At 50.2% G+C, this 24,945-nt stretch carries 15 protein-coding genes and 2 tRNA genes; 1 reads left to right on the plus strand and 16 read right to left on the minus strand.

Features of this window, described 5'->3' with window-relative positions; genetic code table 11:
* Nucleotides 1–35: 35 nt before the first annotated feature.
* The 4 genes from htpG to ACTNDI_RS09160 form a co-directional block, all read right to left on the minus strand.
* On the minus strand, nucleotides 36–2,330 hold the full coding sequence (htpG, locus tag ACTNDI_RS09145; protein ID WP_441100676.1) for a molecular chaperone HtpG: 2,295 nt from the start codon (nucleotides 2,328–2,330) through the stop codon (nucleotides 36–38).
* 569 nt (nucleotides 2,331–2,899) lie between these two features.
* Nucleotides 2,900–3,730, minus strand: coding sequence for an HAD family hydrolase (locus ACTNDI_RS09150; protein ID WP_441100677.1), 831 nt, complete (start codon nucleotides 3,728–3,730; stop codon nucleotides 2,900–2,902).
* Entirely contained in the window at nucleotides 3,720–4,406 is a 687-nt protein-coding gene (locus ACTNDI_RS09155; RefSeq protein ID WP_441100678.1) for an HAD family hydrolase, read from the minus strand. The genes ACTNDI_RS09150 and ACTNDI_RS09155 overlap by 11 nt, the downstream gene beginning before the upstream one ends.
* A gap of 456 nt (nucleotides 4,407–4,862) precedes the next feature.
* The gene (locus ACTNDI_RS09160; RefSeq protein ID WP_441100679.1) at nucleotides 4,863–6,566 is read right to left on the minus strand and encodes a glutamine--tRNA ligase/YqeY domain fusion protein; all 1,704 of its coding nucleotides are present in this window, start codon (nucleotides 6,564–6,566) and stop codon (nucleotides 4,863–4,865) included.
* Between the two features lie 339 nt (nucleotides 6,567–6,905).
* Here ACTNDI_RS09160 and ACTNDI_RS09165 point away from each other — a divergent pair.
* A tRNA-Val gene (locus ACTNDI_RS09165) sits at nucleotides 6,906–6,979 on the plus strand.
* Nucleotides 6,980–7,345: 366 nt separating this feature from the next.
* Here the strand turns inward: ACTNDI_RS09165 and ACTNDI_RS09170 are convergent.
* From ACTNDI_RS09170 to ACTNDI_RS09225, 12 genes are all read right to left on the minus strand, one after another.
* On the minus strand, nucleotides 7,346–8,152 hold the full coding sequence (locus ACTNDI_RS09170; protein WP_441100680.1) for a TVP38/TMEM64 family protein: 807 nt from the start codon (nucleotides 8,150–8,152) through the stop codon (nucleotides 7,346–7,348).
* A 254-nt stretch (nucleotides 8,153–8,406) separates the two neighbouring features.
* The gene (locus ACTNDI_RS09175) at nucleotides 8,407–9,441 is read right to left on the minus strand and encodes a Kae1-like domain-containing protein (RefSeq protein ID WP_441100681.1); all 1,035 of its coding nucleotides are present in this window, start codon (nucleotides 9,439–9,441) and stop codon (nucleotides 8,407–8,409) included.
* Nucleotides 9,442–9,878: 437 nt separating this feature from the next.
* Nucleotides 9,879–9,951 (minus strand) — tRNA-Thr (locus ACTNDI_RS09180).
* A 221-nt stretch (nucleotides 9,952–10,172) separates the two neighbouring features.
* A complete protein-coding gene (locus ACTNDI_RS09185; RefSeq protein WP_441100682.1) occupies nucleotides 10,173–12,014 on the minus strand; it encodes a L,D-transpeptidase family protein in 1,842 nt (613 codons plus the stop codon).
* A gap of 121 nt (nucleotides 12,015–12,135) precedes the next feature.
* A complete protein-coding gene (locus ACTNDI_RS09190; RefSeq protein WP_441100683.1) occupies nucleotides 12,136–14,004 on the minus strand; it encodes a glycosyltransferase family 2 protein in 1,869 nt (622 codons plus the stop codon).
* Complete coding sequence (locus ACTNDI_RS09195; protein WP_441100684.1) at nucleotides 14,001–16,187, minus strand: glycosyltransferase family 2 protein; 2,187 nt, start codon at nucleotides 16,185–16,187, stop codon at nucleotides 14,001–14,003. Before ACTNDI_RS09195 ends, ACTNDI_RS09190 begins: the two co-directional genes overlap by 4 nt.
* A 9-nt stretch (nucleotides 16,188–16,196) precedes the next feature.
* Nucleotides 16,197–18,455 carry a methyltransferase domain-containing protein gene (locus ACTNDI_RS09200; RefSeq protein ID WP_441100685.1) on the minus strand — a complete coding sequence of 753 codons (2,259 nt, stop codon included), beginning with the start codon at nucleotides 18,453–18,455 and terminating at the stop codon, nucleotides 16,197–16,199.
* 150 nt (nucleotides 18,456–18,605) lie between these two features.
* Complete coding sequence (locus ACTNDI_RS09205; RefSeq protein ID WP_441100686.1) at nucleotides 18,606–20,030, minus strand: ABC transporter ATP-binding protein; 1,425 nt, start codon at nucleotides 20,028–20,030, stop codon at nucleotides 18,606–18,608.
* 183 nt (nucleotides 20,031–20,213) lie between these two features.
* Nucleotides 20,214–21,050, minus strand: a complete 837-nt coding sequence (locus tag ACTNDI_RS09210) for an ABC transporter permease (protein ID WP_441100687.1) — start codon at nucleotides 21,048–21,050, stop codon at nucleotides 20,214–20,216.
* Nucleotides 21,051–21,099: 49 nt separating this feature from the next.
* Nucleotides 21,100–21,681, minus strand: a complete 582-nt coding sequence (rfbC, locus tag ACTNDI_RS09215) for a dTDP-4-dehydrorhamnose 3,5-epimerase (protein WP_441100688.1) — start codon at nucleotides 21,679–21,681, stop codon at nucleotides 21,100–21,102.
* Nucleotides 21,682–21,797: 116 nt separating this feature from the next.
* Nucleotides 21,798–22,622, minus strand: a complete 825-nt coding sequence (locus ACTNDI_RS09220) for a DUF4422 domain-containing protein (RefSeq protein WP_441100689.1) — start codon at nucleotides 22,620–22,622, stop codon at nucleotides 21,798–21,800.
* A 201-nt stretch (nucleotides 22,623–22,823) separates the two neighbouring features.
* The gene (locus ACTNDI_RS09225) at nucleotides 22,824–24,923 is read right to left on the minus strand and encodes a sugar transferase (RefSeq protein WP_441100690.1); all 2,100 of its coding nucleotides are present in this window, start codon (nucleotides 24,921–24,923) and stop codon (nucleotides 22,824–22,826) included.
* Nucleotides 24,924–24,945 lie beyond the last annotated feature (22 nt).

Consider the following 24,945-nt stretch of genomic DNA (forward strand, 5'->3'; position numbering starts at 1 on the left):
CTCGCGTTTTTATCCCGCTCTGCTTTCAATCTTGCTTATTCAGATTTCTTCTCGTCCTTTGATTCCTTTGAAGTCTTCTTGGCCGGTGCCTTGGTGTCCTTCTTCTCCGACGCTTTCACTTCTTTCTTTGCTGTATCTGCCTTTTTGATCTGGGCTTTTCCCGCTGGCTTCGCGTTCTCTGCAAGCTTTACCATGATCTCATTGCTCCTGCTGATGAACTTTGTCATCTCATCCGGAGTCAGAGCGCGGTTGCTGATAACTGCCAGATCATAAAGCTGCTCACAGAAGAGGCTGACATCCTCGGATGCCTTATGCTCGAATACATATTTCACAAGCGGATGCTTTGCATTCAGAACAAGTGTCTGCTGTCCCTCGAGTTCATCCACGTTGATGTTCTTGTCCGCCATTCCGTACATGCGCATCATCTCGCTATAACGGCGCATCTCCTCGGAGATCGTGACCATGGCTGAAACACTGGGATCCTTCAGATTCTCCACCCGGACGGACAGCTGACTCTTGTTCAGAACCTTGCGGAAGAGCTCCTGCAGATCCTTGCTCTCTTCCTTCAGAGATTCGCTGTCTTCCTTCATATCATCGGTGAGATCCGCATCGATTCTCTGGAAATGAAGATTTTCATTCAGCTGCTCCACATGGGAGATAAACGGAGCGTCGATGGTATGGACCAGCTTATAAGCCTGTTTCTTCTGGCTCCGGAACATGTTGATGTACTGGCTCTGCTGCACCTCATTTGTCACATAATAGATCGTGATCTTCGGTGCATCCTTCTTGTCGTCCTTCTGGTCCGCCTCACCGGATTTACTCTCTTCTGAAGCTTCTGCCTCAGGCTTCTTCTCACCATCGGCACCCGTCTCAGATTCCTTCGCATCTGCCGCTTTGCTCTTGTCTTCTGCGCTTCCCCCTGTTTTCTCTTCCTCAGTCTTTTCAGGAGTATTGGCGGCGATGATATCTTTCAGCGTGTGATACTTGCCGTCGAGATCCTCATAGAGGATGTAGTCCATCATTCTCTCAGAGAACTTGGGATCCTTCAGCGTTCCGAACTTGATGAACGGACTGATGTCGTTCCAGTATTTCTCATATTCTTCTCTCTTGGTCTTGCACATGCCTGAGAGCTTGTCCGCAACCTTCTTTGAGATGTAATCGGAAATCTTCTGCGCGAAACCGTCATTCTGAAGCGCAGAACGGGAGACGTTGAGGGGCAGATCCGGGCAGTCAATCACGCCCTTGAGCAGGAGCAGATATTCCGGGATAACTTCCTTAATATTATCCGCGATGAATACCTGGTTGTTGTACAGCTTGATTTTTCCCTCAATGGACTCGTATTCCGTGTTGATTCTCGGGAAGTACAGAATGCCCTTCAGGCGGAACGGATAATCCATATTCAGATGAATCCAGAACAGCGGCTCCTTGTAATCCAGGAATACATGGCGGTAAAATTCCTTGTACTCCTCATCTGTGCACTGACTGGGCTGCTTTGTCCACAGTGGATGCGTATCACTGATGGATACCGGCCGCTTCTGAATCTTTACCTGATTTTTCTCCGGGCTGGTCTCGACCTTTTCGGTCTCGCCCTTATCATTTTTCTTCTCCTCGTACTTCGCGTCCTCATGGATATGCTCAATGACAACATCGGTATCCTTGAGGTCCTTTTCATCGATGATCTCCGTCTCCGGCTCTTTCGTCTCATTCTCAAGATAAATTTCTACCGGCATGAAGGAGCAGTATTTCTCCAGAGTTTCACGTACCTTGTACTCGTTGGCGAATTCCAGACTATCCTCTGCCAGGTGCAGTGTGATCGTTGTCCCTGCCTCGGTACGGGTGCCCTCGCTCATATCATACTCTGTACCGCCGTCGCACTCCCAGTGAACGGCCTCCGCTCCCTCACGGAAACTCAATGTATCGATTTCCACCAGATCCGCTACCATGAATGCAGAATAGAATCCGAGTCCGAAATGTCCGATGATCTGGTCGCTGTCCGCCTTATCCTTATACTTTTCCAGAAATTCCGTCGCGCCGGAAAAAGCAATCTCTGTGATGTCACGGATTACCTCGTCCGCTGTCATACCAATTCCGTTATCGGTGAATTTCAGTGTTTTTTCCTTATCGTTAACCGATACTGTGATCTTCGGCTTATATCCCTCCGGAAGCCTTACCTCACCTACGGCATCCAGCTTTTTTCTCTTGGTTATGGCATCGGATCCGTTCGAAATCAGTTCCCGGATAAAGATATCCTTATCCGAATACATCCATTTCTTGATTATTGGAAAAATGTTGTCGCTGTTAATCGACAGATTTCCATGTCTCATTTCCATACTAATACACACTCCTTTTCACTTTTGATCCTTCATTTTCGTGACATATCCCCGTCAGGAAAATGGATATTTATGTTATCGCCGCTGATGATCCGCTGTCTGTGGAAACCCGACTTCGCGGACCATTCCGGCTGTGATTTCTGTCATTATGACCGGTATTCATTTTATACCCGACAAGTGTTATATTAGTACCCTTATTACAGAAAGTCAAGGAAAAATTAGCACTCGTTTTTATCGAGTGCTAGTAAGGTACTGTATAAGTCCAGTCGCAATGTTCTTGGCCCATGGGGAGCTTGCTCACCAGTGAGTAAGAACATTAGCGACGACAACAGGTATGAGCATGGAGCGATGCCAAGCAACGCGAGAATGATCATACCTGTTAGCGGCACGGAAGCTGCGAAGCAGCGAAGTGACGCGGGGACTTATACAGTGTGTGGCACAATGTATCGTATAGCCGGTACTGTATAAGTCCAGTCGCAATGTTCTTGGCCCGCGGGGAGCTTGCTCACCAGTGGGTAAGAACATTAGCGACGACAACAGGTATGAGCATGGAGCGATGCGAAGCAACATTATCCGCTAAAATCGCCTGACAATATTTTCTCAAGGTATTCCTCCACCGTCGACGTATGGTCACGGCTTGCGGCGAGAATTTCCGGTTTGGCATTGTCCACCGCAACCGGCCAGCCGACCAGCTTCATCATCTCCATATCGTTATAGTTATCCCCGAAGGCCATGCATTCCTCCGGCCGCACATCGAGCTTCTCCAGCAGTTTCCGGATTCCGGTTCCCTTATTCACATGAAGCGGCATGATATCGAGCCAGTCATTTCCGCCCGTAACAACCGTTGCGTATCTTCCAAATCTTTCCTGCCAGAACGCGATTTCCTCATCGGTAAGACCGTTCCTCTCGTAGATGGAAATCTTGAAATACGGCTCCTCCGTCTTCAGAATATCCGGCACCAGTGTGACATTGTTGCCGACCACATCCCGCATATGATAATAATAGCTCATGTCCTTCGGCTGAATGTAGCTTGTATTCACTCCCGACAGGAGCACCTCGGCGGACGGCGTCCCTATGATCTCGCGCATGATCTCCTGTCCCAGTGCCCGGTCCATGGTCACTCTGTGCACCATCTCGCCTTCATAGAAGCTGAGGCAGCCGTTCTCGCAGAGATACGCGATCTCGCTGCGAACAGGAGCAAAGAGTCTCTGCAGATTGGCATACTGTCTTCCGCTCGCTGCGAGAAAAATAATTCCTCTGTCAGTCAGCCTGTGAATCAGCTCGCAGGTATTGGGTTTCAGCCTTTGTGCGTCTCCCTGAAGCAGTGTCCCGTCCAAATCACTTGCAATGAGACGGATATTCGACGGAATTCTTATCGATGGAATTCTTTTATCTGACATTTTCCTTTCCCCTCGAATTAAATCGATCCACAAGATCAACGATCTCCATAGGATCATCGACAATATCGTCTGCCCGATATTCCTCAAGCTCCGTTCTCGGACGGAACCCCCATGTCACCCCGACGGTAAAAAGGCCTGCATTATGACCTGTGAGCATGTCGGTATTGGTGTCACCGAAGTACAGTGCCTCTGTCTTATTCACCCCGAACTCCCTGAGAATCTCATAGACCCCCTGCGGATCCGGTTTGATCGGCACAGTGTCGGTCTGTCCCTGAATATGGTCGAAGGTATCCGGTCCGAAGATTGCCGTCACCACATCGATTGCTCCCTGATGCATCTTGTTGGAAAATACAGCAAGGCGGATCTTCCGTTTCTTCAGTTCTTTCAGCATCTCCACAATGTGCGGGTAAGGTTTCACATGATACAGCGAATTCTCGACAAACCATTTCCGGCACAGCGGTCTTCCCTCCTCATAATGTTTCAGCTCCGGATCACCCGCATCCTTCAGTGCTCTTTTAAGTGCGTTGTCGAGGCCATCCCCCGCGTAGTAATTGTAATTCTCCACCGGCATCGCAGGAAGCCCGAAATGCTCCAGTGTCATATTGACCGGACGCGCAATGGACTCCTGCGTCTTCGTAAGTGTACCGTCAAGATCAAAAATACATGCCTTTATCATTTCCTGCTCTTCCTTTCTCTCTTCCGGAAATCCCCGGTGTGCAACACTTTCAAAGATCCCGCCTTCCAGGATTTTACTTCCTGCAGAGTCATCTTCATTCTCCGTTACTGACCCGGACAACTCCCGCCTGTTCTTCGTATCAGGATAACACAATCGAAGATATACTTCTTCATTATTTCTCCGCCATTAAGGACATTTTTTGCGAAACAGCATTTTCGGTATAAAAACAGGAAAAAGCTGCCGCACCTGCAGGAAGCAGTGATACAGCAGCCTTTTTGTAATGAATATCAGCGTCAGTCTGCGCCGGACTTCTTATGTCCTTGAAGACTTCTCCGGACTTCTTATGTCTTGAAAGTTTCTCCGGACCTCTTGTGCCTTCCGGAGTTTCTCCGGACCTCTTACGTCTTCTGAGGTTTCTCCGATTCTCTTATGCCTTCTGAAGTTTCTCTGATTCTCTTATGCCTTCGGAAGCTTGAAGGAACTCTTCAGCGATACGATTCTGCCGAACACCGGCTTTCCGGACTTCGACAGCTTCGCGTCAGCACAGAAGAAACCATTTCTCACAAACTGGAAGCTCTCATAGGGCTTTGCCTCTGCCAGAGCGGGCTCGACCACTCCCTGGAGAACCTCAAGAGAATCCGGATTGATATTCATCGTGCCGTCCTCATTGTACACGCCCTTTTCCTCATCGATCAGATTCTCATAGAGACGCATCTCCACAGGCTTCGCATCTGCTGCATTCACCCAGTGGATCGTTCCCTTCACCTTTCGACCGTCCGGGCTGTTGCCGCCGCGGCTCGCCGGATCGTAGGTACAGTGGATCTCGGTGATTTTTCCATTTTCATCCTTGCGGAAATCAACGCACTTTACAAAGTAAGCCTGCATCAGGCGCACTTCATTGCCCGGGAACATCCGGAAATATTTCCTCGGCGGATTCTCCATAAAATCATTCCGCTCGATATACAGTTCACGGGAAAAAGTAACCGTGCGGCTCCCCAGCGCCTCATTCTCCGGGTTGTTCGGAACCGTAAACTCCTCGGTCTGCCCCTCGGGATAATTGTCAATAATCAGCTTTACCGGATCCAGGATCGCATACATTCTGGGAACTCTGGTCTTCAGATCATCCCGTATGCAGTACTCCAGCATCGCATAGTCTGTGGAGCTGTTGGCCTTCGAAATTCCTCCAAGGCTGATAAACTTCTGTATCGATTCCGGCGTATATCCTCTTCTGCGGAGCGCGGCGATGGTGACAAGACGCGGGTCATCCCAACCATCGACAGTTCCGTTCTCCACCAGTTTCTTGATATATCTCTTACCGGTGACTACATTGGTCAGGTAGAGCTTCGCGAACTCAATCTGCCTCGGCGGGTGCGCAAAGCCCACGTTCTCCACCACCCAGTTATACAGTGGCCGGTGGTCCTCAAACTCCAGCGTACAGAGAGAATGGGTAATGCCCTCGAAGGCATCCTCCAGCGGATGGGCAAAATCATACATCGGATAAATGCACCATTTGTCTCCCGTATTCTGGTGATGCAGATGAGCGATCCGGTAGATAATCGGGTCTCTCATATTGATGTTCGCCGCTTTCATATCGATTCGCGCCCGGAGAACCTTTGATCCGTCCTCGAACTCGCCGTTTTTCATCCGCTCGAACAGATCGAGATTCTCTTCTACGCTTCTGTTCCGATTCGGATCATCCCTTCCCGGCTCCGTCAATGTTCCACGGTACTCACGAATCTCATCAGCGGACAGATCACTGACATAAGCCTTTCCATCGCGGATCAGCTTGAGCGCAGCCTCATACATTTTGTCAAAATAGTCTGATGCAAAGAACGGACCGTTGAACTTCGCACCGAGCCACTCCACGTCACGCTTGATTGCCTCTACAAATTCTCCCTTTTCCTTTGTGGGATTTGTGTCATCAAAACGGAGATTGAACTGACCATTATATTCCTTCGCGATGCCATAATTCAAAAGGATCGACTTTGCGTGGCCGATGTGAAGGTACCCGTTCGGCTCTGGCGGAAAGCGTGTCATAACCGTGTCATATCTGCCTTCCTTCAGATCTTTATCGATTTCCTGCTCGATAAAGTTCCGGGAAACGACTTCTCTTTCCGCCTCACCCGACCCCTGTTCTTTAGAAGTTTCTTCGATCGCCATTGTGTCAGTTCCTCCTCGATTCCTGTATCATTTATCCACCGGGACGTACACCGTTTCGGCAGATATCTAAAGTCTTTCACTGAGATAACATCATATCATAACTTTTTCATTTTTCAAAGCATAACCTTGCCCCGCGGCTGCCTTCATCTGCCTTTCATACAAACTGTCATCCTGCACGATATCTTCCTTTGCAAAGACTTGCGCTTGCGTGCAAGGCGTGAGCTTGCATCGCAAGGGCCCGGGCTTGTGCCGCAGTGACTTAAGTTTGCGTCAAAATTTGAATTTTCTGACAAATTTTCATTGCATTTTGATGGAAAAAGTGATAACCTGAGTATTGATGGGAGCATAGCTCAGCCGGGATGAGCGTTCGCCTCACACGCGAAAGGTCACGAGTTCGATCCTCGTTGCCCCCACTGTTCGGCGCGTATCCGAGTAATCGGATACGCGCCTTTTGTCGCAGCGGGGTCTGCCTGTTTTTCTTCCTAGTTGCAAGGCACCACCTTCATAGCCTAATTTCACAACCACAGCAGAGCTCCGCATCCACAGCATAATTTCACATCCATAGCAGAGCGGAACGGTGCCTGCGTGGATGGCTGCTGATCTCCGGAAAAACCGTCTCATCCCATAAAAAAAGCCTGTCTCCGCATACACAGAAACAGACTCACAGAATTTACCTGTAGCAAGAAAAATTTTTCCAACAAAATGAAAAGAAAAAGATATATCCGCCACTGCCTGGAAAAGAAAGCTCCATTCAGCATCACATGATACGATACAGATAATCAGACAGCTGTGTCATTCTTCTCTTTGTCTGTTTTGATATGCTTTGACAGGCCGATTTTCGAATCCGGTTCATCCTCTTCCGACTCGTCTCCGCCGGGAATCAACGACATCAGCCATTTTCTCTTCAGGGTGACAAAAATCAGAACAGAGATCTGGAATCCCAGCGCAAGCACCATGAACAGATACTGCCCGTGCTTGATGAACCCGCCCGCGAGGCAGTTGAAGAAAATCTGTATCCAGCTTGTAACAGCAATCGCAATAAAATAGTGAAGCGTCGTGATCGAAGATCCAGCAGCAATATACGGAATAATTCCATTTGGAAGAATAGGGAGCAGGTTCACAAAAGCAACCACAAACTCCGGTTTGGTCGTCTTCAGCTTTTCCTTGATCCAACTGTTCTTGTTCTTCTTCACCGGCGCGAATCCGGCAATCTGGTTCCCCATCCTTCTCGCAAAAAAGAACACCAGAAGGTTTCCCAGCAAAAAGCCGAAGTAGCACATCAAGAAAGAATGGAACCAGCCATAGATTACACCGGATGCAATCTGAATTGCAAATCCCGGAAAGACTATACTGACAACCTGAAGCGCAGCCAGCACGATGATCGACAGCGGGCCCTTCCAGGAAGCCTCCCTATTGATAAACGATTCAATTTCCTTCTCATCGCCGCCGCGCAGTAATTTCAGATACTGCGGGATCATATCGCCGAACGCGAACCAGATCAGCAGCACAGCGGCAGCAAGTACGCCGATATAAGCGAACAGCTTCCAGTGTTTTCTCCAGAAGCAGCTGAAATCCTTCTTTTCCATATATTCTCCAAATTCTGATTTGTATACCGCTTCTGCAGCAAAACAGGCTGAATCGGAAGTTCGGATACTTCCCTGCCGGAAAAAGCGCATTATCTGCGCACCCGGCCAGACAACCATTAGATTATATAAGAAAAGATGTCTCCTGTCAAATTCAACATTCCCTGCAGGATATGAGCCGTTCCGTTCTCGGTAATACACCTGATATCCCTTGTCCCGAAGTCGAACCATATCGGCTCCGCCAAGGCTGTACCGTCTCAGTAATACACCTGATATCCCTTGTCCTGAAGTCCTTTAACCGTGCGCTCCCTCAGTATATCGTCAACAAAAATTTCTCCGCTCAGCACGACACGGTTTACCTGAATTCCATTCCCGGAAGCATCGGCAACTATATTCTCACACATCTTGACCGTCATCTCCGCTACCGCGTCATGAAATTCCAGTGCAAGCTCATCCGTCGGAATGCCGCCGTCCTTTGCCATGCGAAGATCTCCGATCAGACGCGGGCCGTCAGCAATCCACTCGCCGTTTTTCTTCTCTAGAATCATCCTTACCGGATACCGGTTCTTGAGAACATCAATCTGATGTGCCGCCATTCCAAATGTACCGTCATTCCATTTGCTGACCGCATTTTTGGCTGCCTCCACAAGCCTCTCTGCGCATTCACCGGGATAGGTATTCTCCTCGCAGATGCCGAGCACTGCCGCGGCTGCATCGAACAGCCGCAGCAGTGACGTTGAGATATAAGTGTCTCTTCCCGCGTCAAGTGCAATTGCGATCGTCTGGTGCAGATTCGGATCGAGAATCTGATCTGACTCATAATCCTCCCAGATCAGACCTCTGTCCTCCGCATCATTCATCATGCAGGCAAGTACCATCTGCGCGTTTTTCGTATCGTCCCTGCCTCCGAGAAGCTGAACCGGCTGCAGACACCCCATACGAATGTAGTTGCCGCTGCGCTCCGCGACCTCCGGCTCCTTCTCTTCCTCGTCCAGTTCATCATGCATCGGGACCGCATGAAGAGTCTCCCCACTGTCATCCGGTTCCTTCGTGTATTGAATCTTCAATATATGTTCTCTGTCTCCGAGCAGAAATTCTCCGCCCCATACAGTACCGTCTTCTCCCTGAATATTGTCATCATACACAACGTAGAGAGCGGGCCCCTGAATGTTGTATTTGTCAGCAATCGGTGCCACAACAGAGGTCAGCTTTTTCATATCCTCTGATTCGACTGTGTCCCTCTCATGCTGTCCTGCTTCGTCGTTCAGTACAAATGTGATTTTATCATCCATGATCTCTGATCCCCTCTTTTGAGATAAACGCCTTCATCAATATCCGTGTTGCAGCCGGGATCCGGTTCGAAAAGTTTTTCAATTACGTCTACGTCGCCCATGCTGTCATCTGATTTAAAAATTATACCATTGCATGTACGATATGCAAATATATTTTATGTTTATAGGATTAGCGGACTTTTACCCGGTATTTTTTTACAATTCAGATGCTCTTAACCGGGGTAATGCCTGTGAAGTAAAACGTCAATGAAATATGCCGGTGAAAATGTAATCTGCCAGTCCTTCAAAAAGCGGTTACAACGAGATAAAACACGCTGCGCGAGTTTTATCTCGCTATCGCGACGCTCGCCGCACACGAATACTTCGCATTCGGCTGAGGCTCACTGTTCGCGTAAAAAAAACCCCGGAAGACAGATCTTCCGGGGAAATCTCATTACAGCTGATAACCAGACTCGAACTGGTGACCTCATCCTTACCAAGGATGCGCACTACCACCTGTGCTATATCAGCAATCCGTCGGTGTTTCTCACCAACGAGTAAGATCATATCAAAACGTTCTTCTATTGTCAAGCAGATTCTACATTTATTTTCGGCAGATTCTGCATTTATTTTCAGCAACGTCTTCTATTCCTGAAGACAGGGGCTTCATTGCCGCCCCAGCCCGCACGGAAGTGCGGATATGCGTGGGAGATGAGACACATCCCCCACACACAGTGTGAACCGGCCTGCCTTCAGTTATAAATCACAACCGTTGTACCGGTAGGCACATTATCATAAATATATTTTGCGTTTTCAAGCGCAAGCCGCACGCAGCCGTGAGATGTCGCTGCGCCCAGGGTTCCATCCAGAATGCGGACCGGCGAAGAAGACCCATCATAGATTACGGAATGGAATAAATAATCTCCGGAAATCTGGCTGTAATACCAGCATTTGGTGTTGCCGCTCCAGAAATAAAGTCCCTTTATCCCCAGTCTGTATACACCGGTAATCGTAGGCGTCGATGCTTTTCCATTGGAGCAAAGCCAGTACTTCTGGTTTTGCCAGTTATTCCTGCTTCCTGTATACACGCCTGTCCGATGAGCGGAACGGTCAACCATCAGAAGATACCCGGTAGAGCTTGAATATCCCTGCGCTATAGCATCCATACCAGCGTGAGGGTTGACATATTTCCAGAATGTATTTGCCGTACTTCCTGGTGCGCTGCTTCCCCTGGCAACTATGCGGATCTCAACCGCCTCCAGACGATACCCATAACCGGCGGATCCGCAGTCCTCCCCGTTTGACGCCCAGCCGGTCCAGCCGAATCTCTGCACATGCGTACGATAATACACATCAAACAAATTTGCCATCTCACCGGTCAGCCGGATCCGGACCGCCTCCAGGCGAAGTCCCTTTCCTTCTGTTCCGGACAGTGCTCCGTCAGTCTTCCAGTTCTGTTCCCATCCGAGTCTCTGTATATGGGAGCAGTACGAAATACCGCCCGTGAATCCGGTCGTCTTGTTCAGATGGATCTTCAGCGCCTCCATCCGCAGCCCCTGTCCGGTCGTCCCGCCGAGAGCGCCGTTCGAAACCTCTCCCAGATTCCATCCGTATCTCTGCACATGGGTCTGATAGGTTACTGTCGGAGCAGTGAGATAAGCAGCGTTCCGGGCGGAAGATCTCGCAGGTGCCGCCTCTCCCTTCTTCACAATCGCGACCTCATACGCCTCGACGCGGCGGCTCAGATTCGTTGTTCCGGCCAGCTCGCCGTTTTTCGCCCACGCAAGCCACCCGAAGCTCTCCACATGCGCGCGGTAATAGAGATCGTACTTGTCCGCATCGGATCCGGTCAGCTTCATGACGATTGCCTCGACCCTGAGGCTCTGTCCCGTCGTTCCCGCGACCGCCCCGTCGCTCTGCCATCCGGTCCATCTTCTCTGCTGCACATAAGTGTTGTATGTGATGCCGAGATTCTGGTCGCCTTTCACGCTGGCCCTGATTGCCTCAACACGAAGACCCTTGCCCGTAAATCCCGCATAAGTCTGAGCTTCTGTTCCGGAAACGGCATCCTCCGCCGGCCACCCCTTCTGCTGAACATGAGCGGCATAGCTGACAACGGGTATCTCCTGAGCGTCGTCTTTGTCGTCTTTCTCCTCTGTCTCTTCCCTCTCTTCTTCAGTAGATTCCTCAGTCGCGCTCGTGGTTTCCGAGGATGCGGATACGGAATCTGTCCCCACGATTTCTGCTTCAACTGATTCATTCGAAGCATCTGTCAAGGTGTTATCGCCCGCCTTCTCACCGGAATCTTCTTCAGATGAGGTTCCATTTTCTGGTGTACCGATATTTTCGGATGATATATTCTCCACTCCATTATCCGCAGATGTAACCGTGTTGTACTTCGCCGTGTTGTTCTCCGCGGCATCGCTGCTATTCTCCGCACTGCCTGATGTGCCATCCAAAGAGTCATCCGTCTCTCCGGTTTCGGCAGATATATAAGAAGCTGCTGTATCCTCTGCATAAACCGGACATGCTGCAGATATCACTCCAATGGCCGTTAATATTGTGACAAGTTTAAACAGATTTTTTCTTCCCATAAGATCTCCCTTCTGCACAATCCATATTTTGAGTAATATAACTGCCGCACTTTCCCCGACTTATTTCCGTAATGAGTTACCTATATTATACTATACAGCAGGGATTTATGATATAAAAATATTATTCCCGGTACACAACCGGAAGCTCCCACTTCTCATCTCCCACCCGGAGTTTGAAATCCGCCTGTCTGATTGAAAGATTTGGATTATAATAAGGATCTCCCTGAACAAGCAGATCCTTCCATCTCTCCGCGAACCGGTTTATCTCCGACTGGAATCTCTTCAGTTTTTCCCCCGTGTTGTCCTGGCCTCTGGATTTTGATTCGAAATGGTAGAATTCCGCACCTGCGTCATATACAACCAGATATCCCTCCCTCCGAACACGCAGACAGAAATCGATGTCATTGAACGCGACCTGAAATTTCTCATCCAGACCTCCGACCCTGTCATACACCTCTTTTTTTACCATCATACATGCCGCTGTTACCGCATTCAGATCCTGGGTGCAGATGGCCCGGAGTCCGTATCCGGCCAGACCGCGCCCGAGACCCGTGAACATGTGTCCGGCAATTCCGCCGGCTCCAATGATCACTCCCGCGTGCTGAATGGTATCATCCGGATAGTACAGCTTTGCGCCTACGATTCCCACATCGCTGCGCATGCAGATATCAAGCATATCCTTCATGCTCTCCGGCCGGATCATCTCTGTATCATTGTTCAAAAGCCACAGGTATCTTCCTCTGGCGAATCCGGCTCCGAAATTATTGATCGCGGAAAAATTAAACGGGCCCTTCCAGACCACTACCCGGGTATTTGCCTTTTTCTTCAGCTCTTCATAATAAGAAAAGGTCTGTTCTTCCGTACTGTTGTTTTCTACAATGATCCACTCAAAATTCCGGTACACAGATTTTTCTTCCACAGATTCGATGCATCGTCTCAGATCCCCGGCATGATCCTTATTCGGGACGATGATAGATACAAGCGGCTGTTCCGTCCATCTGTAGACTGTGCGGTATATGCCGAGCACCTCTCCGATCCGTGCCTCTGCGGGAACGCCGATCCTCCGGTAATGAGCAGTTACTGCTTTTGCGCCGTTTTCGAAGGCATAGCGCTTATGCTCAGGGTCAGCCGCGGTGGAAGCCGGACTTTTTCTCCAGTGGTACAGTACTTTGGGAATATGACAGATTCTTCCGGCCTTCTCCGTATAACGCAGAATCAGATCCTGATCCTGCGCCCCGTCAAATTCCGAATGAAACCCGCCGCACTGTTCATAGAGCCATCTCCGGAATACAAAAAGGTGACAGATATAATTTGTGCTGCACAGAAGATCCGGATTGAAGTCCGGCTTGAAATTCGGTTCCAGATATCGGTCTCCTCTGTAGCTGATTTTATCTTCGTCTGTGTAGAGGATATCTATTTCCGGGTCCTTACTGACGGCGTCGGCGCATTCATAAAGCGCATCCGGCGCAAGCAGATCGTCATGATCGCACAGCACCATGAAATCACCGGCAGCCATCTCCAGCGCGGCATTCGTATTTCCCGATATTCCCGCATTCTCCTCCAGGTACTTCACTTTTATCCTGGAATCCTTCCGGACGTATTCCTCAAGAATATCACGTAGAGGACTCACGGCGGGAGCGGCCTGCCTCTCCCCTTCCGGATTCACTATCTTTTTTCCCGCGATGCTTCCGTCCGCCAGGCAGAGCTCCCAGTGCGGATATGTCTGCTTCTCCACAGACTCGATCAGCTCTCTGAGAAATTTTTCCGGCGTTCGGTAGAGCGGTACGACGATGCTGAAGGTAACCGGATGCTCAAAGCGGCGTTCTCTCTGCCGTCTCAGCTCCAGTGGCCCCGTCTCGTTTCTTCTCCGAAACGCCTTATAGTCATTCTCCGCAGTGAAGTGAACCTGATACCAGTTGCTTATTTTTCTTCCGGTATCGCGGACGCCGTTTTCTCTCAGGTAATGAAAGGTTTTCGATACAAGATTCATTTTCCGGTCTCCTGTCGAAGGCAGAATGGTCCGATCGTCAGAGAAAAGTTCGGATTGTAGCAGGGATCTCCCTTCGCCAGAAAATCCTTCCATGTGGACTCGAAGCGCTCCACCTCGGAGCGGAATCTCTCTACCTTTTCCCTGGTATCCTCTGACCCTCTGGATTTGGACTCATAATGGTAAAACTCCGCAGAAGGTTCGTACACAATGCGTTTCCCGAGTGCTCCGACCTTCATGCAGAAATCGATGTCGTTGAAAGCGACCGCATACTCCTCTGTGAGTCCTCCCGCCGCCTCGAAAATTTCTTTTCTCACCATAAGGCAGGCGGCGGTAACCGCGCTGTAATCCTGTGTCATCACGGCACGGCCCATGTAACCCGGATCCCGTGAGGAGAGGTTGCAGAAGGCATGTCCCGCAACGCCTCCGAATCCGACGATGACCCCGGCATGCTGAATCGTGCGGTCCGGATACAGAAGCCTTGCTCCCGCGATCCCCACATCTTCTCTGAGGCAGAGATCTGCCATCGCCTTCAGGCTCTCCGGTCGGATCATCTCCGTGTCATTATTCAGGAGCAGCAGAAGCTCCCCTCTGGCGTGTCTCACTCCGAAGTTATTGATTCTGGAATAATTAAATGCTCCCTTATAGGTCAGAACGGTAACATTCTTCCGGTCCCGGATGGAGTCGTAATATCGGAATGTCTCCGCCTCGGTGCTGTTGTTCTCAACAATGATCCATTCATAGTTCCGATAGATCGATTTGCTGTCGACAGAATCCATGCATTTCTTCAGATCCCCGACATGATCCTTATTCGGAACAATGATCGAAATCAGGGGCTCTTCGCCCCAGTCATACATGGTATGATAAGTACCGGCCAATACCCCATGCCCGACGCGGGCAGGGATACCGAGTCTTTCGTAATGCTCCCTGACCGCCCTGGCTCCGTTCTCAAAAGCATACGATTTAGACTCCGGGTTGTCCGCTGTCGAGCCATAATGACTTCTCCAGTGATAGAGAATCTTCGGAATATGACAAATTTTTCCAGCTTTTTCTGTATATCGCAGAATCAGATCATAATCCTGCGCCCCGTCGAATTCCTTCCGGAACCCGCCGTACTTCTCATAGAAGCTTCTGGGAAAAAGGAACAGATGGCAGATATAGTTCGTGCTGCACAGGAGATCCGGATTGAAATCCGGCTTGAAGTTCGGGTCGAAACGCCTTGAAGAATCCATGGAGATCTTGTCTTCGTCGGTGTATACAATATCAACCTCCCGGTCCTGAAGCGCCTTCACAAGCTCAAAAAGAGCGTTTGGCGGAATCACATCGTCATGATCGCAGAGCACGATATACTCCCCGTCGGCCATTTTCAGAGCTTCATTGGTGTTGCCGGAGATTCCCTCATTCTTTTCGAGCCTCCGGTAGCAGATCCGAGGATCCCTTGCCGTGTATTTTTTCACCACTTCTTCTACACAGGCGTCCTCACCGCTGCCATCAGCGATGCAGAGCTGCCAATTCCTGTAGGTCTGCTTCTCGATCGACTGCAGCAACTCTCTGAGATATTTCTTTCTGGTGCGGTATGCCGGAATAACGATGCTGATCTTTGGCTCATAGGCGAAATGATATTTTCTCTGCTTTGCCAGTTCATCTGCTTTGGCATCGTTCTGCTTCGCCCATTTCTCATATGCGGGAATTCTGTCGGAGCTGTTCAGTCTCCGGACCACAAGTCCCGCGTACTTTCTGGGGCCGAACTGCCTCAGGTATTGAAAATCATCCGCGATCAGCTGCCTGCTGACATGCTTCAGCATGTCTGCCGCTCCCTCATAATGGCGGTTCTCCTGACGGCTGAGCATGTTTACGGTGCGGAAATCCACCGGATATTTCTCCGATTCCGTTCCGCCCGGAGAGGTAAAAATAAGGGTGTACTGATTCTCGTCCTCTTCCTTCCTGAACCGGATCTGAAATCCCATCATCTCGTCGCTTTCCGAGCCTCCAAGCGCGCGAATCACATCAGAACGGTACAAGGTTCTGACATCGGCAGCGACCGCTCTCCCGCTCTTCCGTTCCACCCGGATTTCTGTATGGGTCAGAGCCTTCTCCTCACCTTCTCCGCTGATCCATGCCGCCCAGCCGGCGGCGGTCAGGACTTCCTCATCTGTTTTCGTCTCATCAATATTGTACTTTATCATAAAGGCTGTTCAGTTCTTCCGGCCCTTCAGCCGATGAAGAAATCCTCCATTTCTATGGTGTTTTGATGATGCGGACGCCACCCGCTGACTCTGAAGCTCCAAAAGAGGACGGATAAAATCACCTTCCACCTCCGTGAAGCTGAAATCGACGGAAACTGTCTGGGAACAATTGGCCGATGAATGATCCCTGTTCCATCTGATTGTGAAATTCGGATCATCGCTGCCAAAATAGATCGCGGACAGAAATACCGGTCTTCCGGATGGAACTGGTCCGATCTCTTCCACTCCGGCTTCTGATTCCCGGAAAACCGGAATACCATTTGTGCGGATAAGCTCCGGAGGTCTTCCGTCAATTGTCAGGCTGCGGATGCGCAGAATTCCCGGCCGGTCTCCCGGATCCAGACGGATCATCGTCATTCCCTGAGGAACCTCAAGGTCAGCGGAGAGCTTTCCATTCCTCATCAGATAGTCCGACGAACGCAGCTCGGAATAGTTTTCCGACCCGTCCCGTGCCGGATAATATACCCGCAGGCTCCGGTCCCCGTCTCCCGTGTGTAACACTTCGGACGAAATTCCGGCGCGAAGATCTCTCACCGGGATTCTGTCTCTCGTGAGCCATTTCTGAAAAGAGTCCTCCATTGCCGCGAATATTTTTCGTTTCTGCCCGGTCAGTCCGGCTTTCTGCCAGATGCCGCTCTGAGCAAGCTCCTGCCTGTTCTTGTCGGAGCGCAGATAATAAAAGAGGATCCGGTATCTCAGGAAATCTGACGGAACCGGAAAATCAAAGCTCCACTCATAATCGATGAGGGTGCTGCTCCCGCCGCTTCTGATCACATTTGCCGGAATCAGATCCACGTCCGACACCGGCAGCGTCTTCAGAGAATGTATTTCATACTCCCCGGGTATTCCACCGGAAATTTCGCCGGGTATTTCTCCAAAGATTTCCCGGAAGGAATCTGTCATCTCAAACGCGCTCTCCAGCTCTTTCGGAACAACCATGTCGAGATACTCCAGAAGAGCCTTTTCACAGGCATCCGGTCCCTGCTTCGCAAGAACCCGGTCCAGATATTCCTCAAAAGTTTCGCCGGTGAGATATTCCATCCGTACGGTTCCTGTTATATCCGTCTTCTCACAGCGATTGATCTTCAATCTTCCCCGGTACATCTCTGAAAGCTTCCCGGAGAGCTCGCTGATGCGGCTCACATGAGGAGCCGCAGCTTTCGTAAGTGCCCTCTTCTCCACATATCGCTGACTTCCATCTGTGTTCATTCCGGCGCGCCGCGGTCCGCATTCGCCAATCTGATCTGAAAGGCCCGGTGCTTCAACGCCGCCTGTCTCTCTGCTCGGCAATCCGCCATACTTCTCATATACAGCCGTATACAGAGCATATCTCCCCGCTCTTTCTCCGGAGAACTTCGCGTACAACAGTGTATCGGCTGCCCGCTGCGCGCCCTGAATCAGAAGAAGCGCCGGTCTGCCTTCGTCTTTCGTCCTACAGGCTTCGCCACCGGGGTGATGTTCCGAAAGCCACTGTTCACCCGTGATCTCCATGGGAAACATCGCGTCCGGACGGATCTCGTATAAGATGGTCCGGTAACCGGAAAGCACGCTGCCTTCCATCAGCTGGCGATACTCCCGGATTTCCTTCAAGAGAATCAGCAGGATTCCATCCTGCGCAAGAAAAGAAAGAAGCTCATGCACCATAGCCCGGCACGGCGTATCTCCCGGGATAATCCGGGAAGCCTTCTGCATCGGACCAATACAGGTGATAAGATCAAAGCTGTTCCCGGGATGATCCGAATGGATTTCGTTACAAAAGTCCCGGAAATCGCCGGCATACAGTGTCACATTCTCCCGGTCTCTGTTCCGGTACGCATTGATTCTGCATCGCTCCGCATCGGAATCCCAGCTGACGACCTCCCGGTATTTTTCTGCCAGTGTACCGGTCATCGCGCCGCACCCGCAGCCTGCTTCCAGAACAGATTCGCCGTCCGGTACGGCAAAGGCGCGCACAAGATTCGCTCTCAGGCCTGAAAGCTCCTCAAGCAGGAATTCGTTCTTGCGTTCCTGCAGCACAGACCTGTACTGATCCTCCGGGCAGGTTCTAAGGATCTCCATCAGTTCCTTCTCATCTGCCTTTTCCCTCTGTGTCCCGGAAATTTCTGACGCTGCCTTTCCGGGGATCTTCGCAGCACCCGGAACCTCCGGTGCAGGGATTTCATCTTCCCCCAGAATATGCAATTGTACCTTTCCGATCTGTTCCTTCATACACACCTGCCTCGCGCGAGACCGACGAGATCGTTACTGCACGTATCGGTATTTCCACTTTTTCTCTGTGTTTGCCGGATGCCTTATATATACTTTTTACGAGTACATTCCAATATTACTCTGTTCAGGATTTTGCGCCTGCCGGATGCTTCATACAACGCTTTCCGGTCTTCCGCCCACCCTTTCCACACGGGTAACCGAATTCATATCATAAAATCCCACGGTGTTCTTGTCCGAGATTACGGTGACATTGATGACATCATACAGCCTGTGATATACGACAAATCCTCCGTTTTCATATCCCGTACAGCTGATAGAGAGCAGATACTCCCCGCCCTGAAGGTTCATCTCCTGTTCAAAGGACGCGACATAGACATCCCCCTTGTGCGCCAGTCCGATATCCTTCTTTTCATACATGGTATTCGTCCCGGTGATCGCGACTCCCTGAAGGTTTTTGAATGCATAGGTAAAGATCGGGCTCTGTATCTCTTCGTTAAACTGCACCTTGCTGCGGATCGTGAAGCGGGTTCCCTTGATGATCGTTGAGGTCAGCTGCCCCTGATCGTCCACAATACCATAGTCAATGATATTTGCCCGTCCGTCACCGTACTCGTTGACATTCGGATTGATCTGGAAGTGATCCATCCACTTTCCACCGTCATTGCCTGACGGATGATCCCTGCCGACAGATGATCTGTCCGCGGCTGTCCCGGCTCCACCGTCTTCCCGCACACCATCCCCTGCATTGTCTGCGATGCGGCCTTCGCCTGTGAGAGAACGTTTTCCGGTCGTGCTGTGAATGTCAGCGTCACCGTTCTGTACGGCGGCCTCGTCGACCTGATGAACCAGGACTTTTTTGTAGAGATCGATCATATCCTTCGGTTTGCCTTCGGAAAGCTTGACCCCCTTATTCAGAAGGATGACTCTGTCACAGTACCGGGAAATGCTTCCGAGATCGTGACTGACGAATAGGATCGTCTTTCCCTCTTTCTTGAAGTCCTCGAATTTCTTGTAGCATTTTGCCTGAAAAAAAACATCTCCCACAGACAGCGCTTCATCCACGATCAGGATTTCCGGATCAATATTGATGGCGACGGCAAACGCCAGACGGACAAACATTCCGCTGGAATACGTCTTCACCGGCTGATAGACAAAATCTCCGATGTCCGCGAATTTCAGGATGCTGTCCATCCTCCGGTCGATTTCTTCCTTTGAGAAACCGATCATGGTACCGTTCAGGTAGATATTTTCGATACCCGTGTACTCCATATTGAAGCCCGCGCCAAGCTCAAGCAAAGCTGAGATCCTGCCATTTATGACCACTTCACCCTCCGAGGGGTTCAGTACACCGGTAATGACCTTGAGAATCGTTGATTTTCCGGCGCCGTTGGTTCCAATCAGTCCTACGGTCTCTCCCTTTTTCACATTGAAGCTCATGTGATGAAGCGCGTAATGCTCCCGGTACAGCTTTTTCCGTGTAAGGCCCAGCGCATCACGGATTCTGTATGACGGTTTGTCATATAATTTATAAAGCTTGCTGACATCCTTTACCTGGATGGCGTATTCTTCACTCATACTGGTTGGATTTCCTTTCCCGGGATTGATGCCGCGGTATACTCCCTGTATCCGCAGAATTCAGCATTCAGAACTTCAGCAATATGGAACCCTCCGGGATTCCCGTAAACTGACACATCAGATTCTCCGCTGCCTTGACTGCGTTCTCTGCGGCGTACCTTCTCAGCTGCTGAAATAACCCTCTTACAGTACATCGGCAAAATGAGGCTGAAGCTTCCGGAACACATGAGTTCCGGCAAACAGCAAAAATACCGTCAGGCACCAGAAATACAGCGTCAGCTGCGGCCGCTGGAAGAACCATATGTGATTGATCAGAGAATCTCTGTACCCGCAGACGATGTAATACATCGGATTAAATTTCAGAATTGCAATGACTGCCGGCGGAAAGCTCACCGCATCCATATTCCACATGATCGGAGTCGCCCAGATCTGAACCTGCAGAATAATATTGATGATCTGTACCAGATCCCGGAAAAAAACGGCCAGCGCACTTGTCAGATAGGACACCGCAAGGACGAAGACAAACATGCAGAACGAGTAATATACAAGCTGAACGGCATAGACGCCGGGGAACAGTCCGTACACCACATACATGCCGAGCATGAAGCAGACAAAAAAGACATGTACGAACAGACTCGAGACTGCCTTCACCACCGGAAGCGCGCTGATCCGGAACACCACCTTCTTGACCAGGTAGTCGTATTCAAGAAGTGCGTTCGTCCCTGCCGCCATCGCGTCAGAGAAATAAAACCAGGGAACCAGGCCGGCGACAAGCCAGAGCACATAAGGGACGGAAATCCCCTGCTTCGTGGACTGCGTTCCCGCGTTCAGCGCCTTCTCGAATACAAACCAGTACACAAAGACAGTGACAACCGGCTGTACAAACGCCCAGACTCTTCCAAGGTAAGAGCCCGCAAATTTTGTCTTGAAATCATTTTTTGCGAGACTCCCGATCAGTTTTCTGCTTCCTGACAGCTCTCCCAGAATCTGAAACAGCGCCGGCTTTCTTGACTTTGACATCTCGATCTCCTAATCATTGTTATCGTCTTTTGAAAGTCCTTTGAAAAAATCAGAAGTTCTTTTTCTTCTCAAGGAATTCCTGATAACTCCAGTTCACCTTATCCTTGTCCGACAATACAAGATCCTCCGGTCCCATTCCCTCCGGCATCGGCCACTTCACGGCAATATCCGGATCGTTCCACATCAGTCCGCCCTCATCATTGGGATGATAAAAATCAGTCACCTTGTAGCAGAACTCCGCGTAATCAGAGAGAACAATAAAACCGTGCGCGAAATTCTTCGGAATAAAGAACTGCTTCTTGTTCTCCTCTGTCAGGAGCACTCCGAACCATTTTCCGTAGGTCTCGCTTCCCTCCCGCAGATCAACCGCGACATCAAAAACCTCACCGCGGATTACGCGGACCAGCTTGTCCTGAGGATAATGAATCTGGAAATGAAGGCCGCGAAGTACCCCTTTCTTCGATGCGGACTGGTTGTCCTGCACAAAATCGCAGTCAATTCCGGCAGCCGCAAAGTCATTGTAGTTGTAGGTCTCCATGAAATATCCCCGGTTGTCTCCGAAAACCGTTGGCTCTACCACATAAAGTCCCTTGATACCGCCTGCATTTTCTGTAACCTTGATCTTTCCCATAATTTTTTTCCTTTCCGGGCGTCCTGACGCCCTCTGAACATTACCATATTGCAAAACAAATCCGGCCTCAGCGATCTCTCTGTGAAGCCTGTCCGGACTTCTGTCTCCGCGGATTTTCAGAAGCTCTTCTCATACTTTTTGTGAAAGAATTTCGCACGGAGAAAACCGGTAATCTTTCTTCTCCAGTCAATCTCTCCGAGATAAAGGTATGGCACCTCACCAATCTCGCTTTTCTTCAGCCTGCCCGTGTCCACCTGATGCATCAGCCACACATTAAAGAGCCTCTCGCTGACCCGTCCGGCATATCTCGCGTCAAAAGCTGACATGCCGCTGGTATCAACCATTTTCTCAAGATCACCAAGAATGTCGAACAGCCACGCAAAATACTCATCCGCGAGATTCTTCGGCATGACAAACATATTGAAAATGTATGCCCCGGTCTGCTTCATGAAGCGGTCGAACTCATCCACATAATCCGGATATTTCCGGGCAAGAATCTCCCTGGCCTTGTCGAGCTGCGTACCGTCGAAGGTATGAGCGTAGTGGGAATAGACACTTTCAATGTAATAATGCCGCTTCTTCGGAACCAGAACGCGGTACCGGGACAGAAGTTTCCTGAGCTCGGCCTCTGTCAGCACCGATGCAAGAAGGCCGTTTTTCTTCTGCTCGTGCCTGCTCTTCAGTGTAAAATATCTCCGGTAATGCACCAGTCCCAGGTAATCACAGTCCAGATTTTTCCATGCCCAGTAGAGTCCTGTCAATTCACAGTAGACGGGGTTTTTGGAGCTGATATTGTCGCCGGTATTGTCGCCGGTGAAGCCAAAGGGCTCCTTTCCCTCTGCTCCTACGTGAAGCGGAAGATAGACAGAATCCTCCGGCACCTCACACTTCTTGTGACAGGCTATGATCAGTCTGATTTTCTTCTCATTCACAGATGTCATTCTATTCTCCTTGATCTCTCGTTTCCATTACCGCAGAATTGCGGGGGCTCAAATATGCGCTCTGCGCGCACGCGCGCTGCAAGCTCATACACTCCAAACATAACCGCAAACGTGCACGCACCAAAACTGTGCGCACGCGCGCTGCAAATTGACGCAAAGACTCATACCGTAGACAGAATGAATGATGCATCGCATGGCGGTCTACTGGGCGCCTTCCTCCTTTGTGACCGATTTCACGGTCCGGAACAGAATCTTCACATCAAGACCGAGACTCTGATGATCCACGTAATACATTTCCATCTTCTGTCTTTCGCCGCTCTCATAGGTAGCATTGTTCCTCGCATAGGCCTGCCAGTATCCCGTAAGACCCGGTTTCACGCTCAGAAGCTTGGCGACATCTCTTCCATAGATTGTGGTTTCTTTCTCCACGATCGGTCTCGGACCGACAATCGACAGGTCGCCGGACAGAATGTTGAACAGCTGTGGCAGCTCGTCCAGGCTCGTGCGCCGAATGAAGTTTCCTACCTTAGTGATACGCGGATCGTTGTCAATCTTAAACTCCGTGCGATACTGCTCAAGCTGCTCCGGAGTCAGAATCTTCTCCAGATCTCCGGCGTCCCGGCGCATGCTCCGGAATTTATAAACCGTGATTTTCTTTCCGTTCTTTCCGATCCGGCTGTGTCCGTAGAACGGGTTGCCGCCGTCATCCGCCATTACCGCGAACATCAGGATCAGAAGCAGCGGCGAGAGCAGAATGATCCCCAGGAGCGATCCCACAATGTCGAACAGCCTCTTGATGAAATAGTAGACGCGTTTTCCCGCTGTCATCCGGCAGGTGTAAGCGGAGCGGTCGTATTCCAGCGGCTTGCGGAAGTCCATATACTCCCGGATGAAAGCGCACTCCTCCGGCTCCCACATGGTCTGTCGGCTCCTTGCGGAGCGGAACGTCAGATACCGAATGATCATGATGAAAATAATTTCGGCATCCAGTCCAAGGCTCCAGTTATTCAGATATCGGTCCTTTTCCGCGCGTCCGCTGCGACGGTCGGTGCACCATGTACCCACCAGTCCGGGCTTTGCGCACAGATACCGGAGTTCTCCCGGATTTTCAATAAAATAGGGAAGAGACGGGGCTCTCGGTCCGACGAAGCTCATATCTCCCACGAGAACATTCAGAACTTGCGGCAGCCCGTCCAGATGCGTCAGATCCAGAAAACGGCCAAGCCAGGTAAAGCAGCTCCTGCCCTCCGTCTTCCTCTGATCTGAATCCATCCGGTATACCCGGAAATGATACTGGTTAAAACGGCGTCCATTCATGCCCACTCTTACTCTGGTAACAAAAACAGGCCCCTTCAGGAAAATCTTCGTCAGCAATGTGACGATCAGCATCACTGCAAGAACAAAAGGAAGCAGAAGAATAGAAACAATGATATCCAGGCTTCTCTTTATGACGACATTGCGCCCCCGGATCGGAATCTCAGGGAGATAGCTGACTACCGCGCACTGTCCGAGCATATCCTGCATGCGCTTTGTATCACTGAGTTCAAATTCCGGAAGACTGACATGAACCGTCTTCCCCAGCGGCTGGAAATGACGCACCCACGCTCTCTCCTCTTCCGGATCCCCCGATACAAGAAGGATGGAATCCACCTCCTCCTTCTGAATATTTGCCATTGCGTCGGAATAATTGCTGATAACCCGGATGCCGCTTATATATTCACCCGCCAGATCCGCATCAATGATCACAAGACCTGATATATGAAATCTCCAGTCGATAATCGCGTTCAGCTGTTCGAGAACCCGGTCCGTATCCCGCTCACGGCAGACCAACACCATTTTTTCCGACGCCTTTCCGTTTTTATAACGCGGAATGTAGATTTTTTTGACCGCTTCCCTCAGAATAAAACAGGTAAAATATGCAATGATGAAGAAAATCACCATGAAAATTCTGGAGTATCGTTCACTGGTCTTCGTGATGAACAGAATCACCACATCCACGACGATTACCATAACGATCATTCTCAGCGTGGCAAGCAGCTCGGAGGAAACATTTCTTGAGAGATACTCCTCCGAATACAGAAACAGAAAATTTACCAGTATATAGGAGATGATCGTGGCAAAAAGCAGAGGCATATAGGGGAACTGCTGAAACCGGTATCCGGCAATTATGCTCTCCCTCGTGAACACTCTCCACATCGGAAGGATCTTACGAATTTCATAGGATATCACGAATGCGATCAGCAGCGAAACGATATCCACCATATTCATAATATAAAGCGATACTCTCTTACGATTACTCATACTTCTCCTGTCGTCACGTCTG

The sequence above is a fragment of the Bilifractor sp. HCP3S3_D3 genome (genome assembly GCF_052063915.1).
Classification (GTDB): domain Bacteria; phylum Bacillota; class Clostridia; order Lachnospirales; family Lachnospiraceae; genus Bilifractor.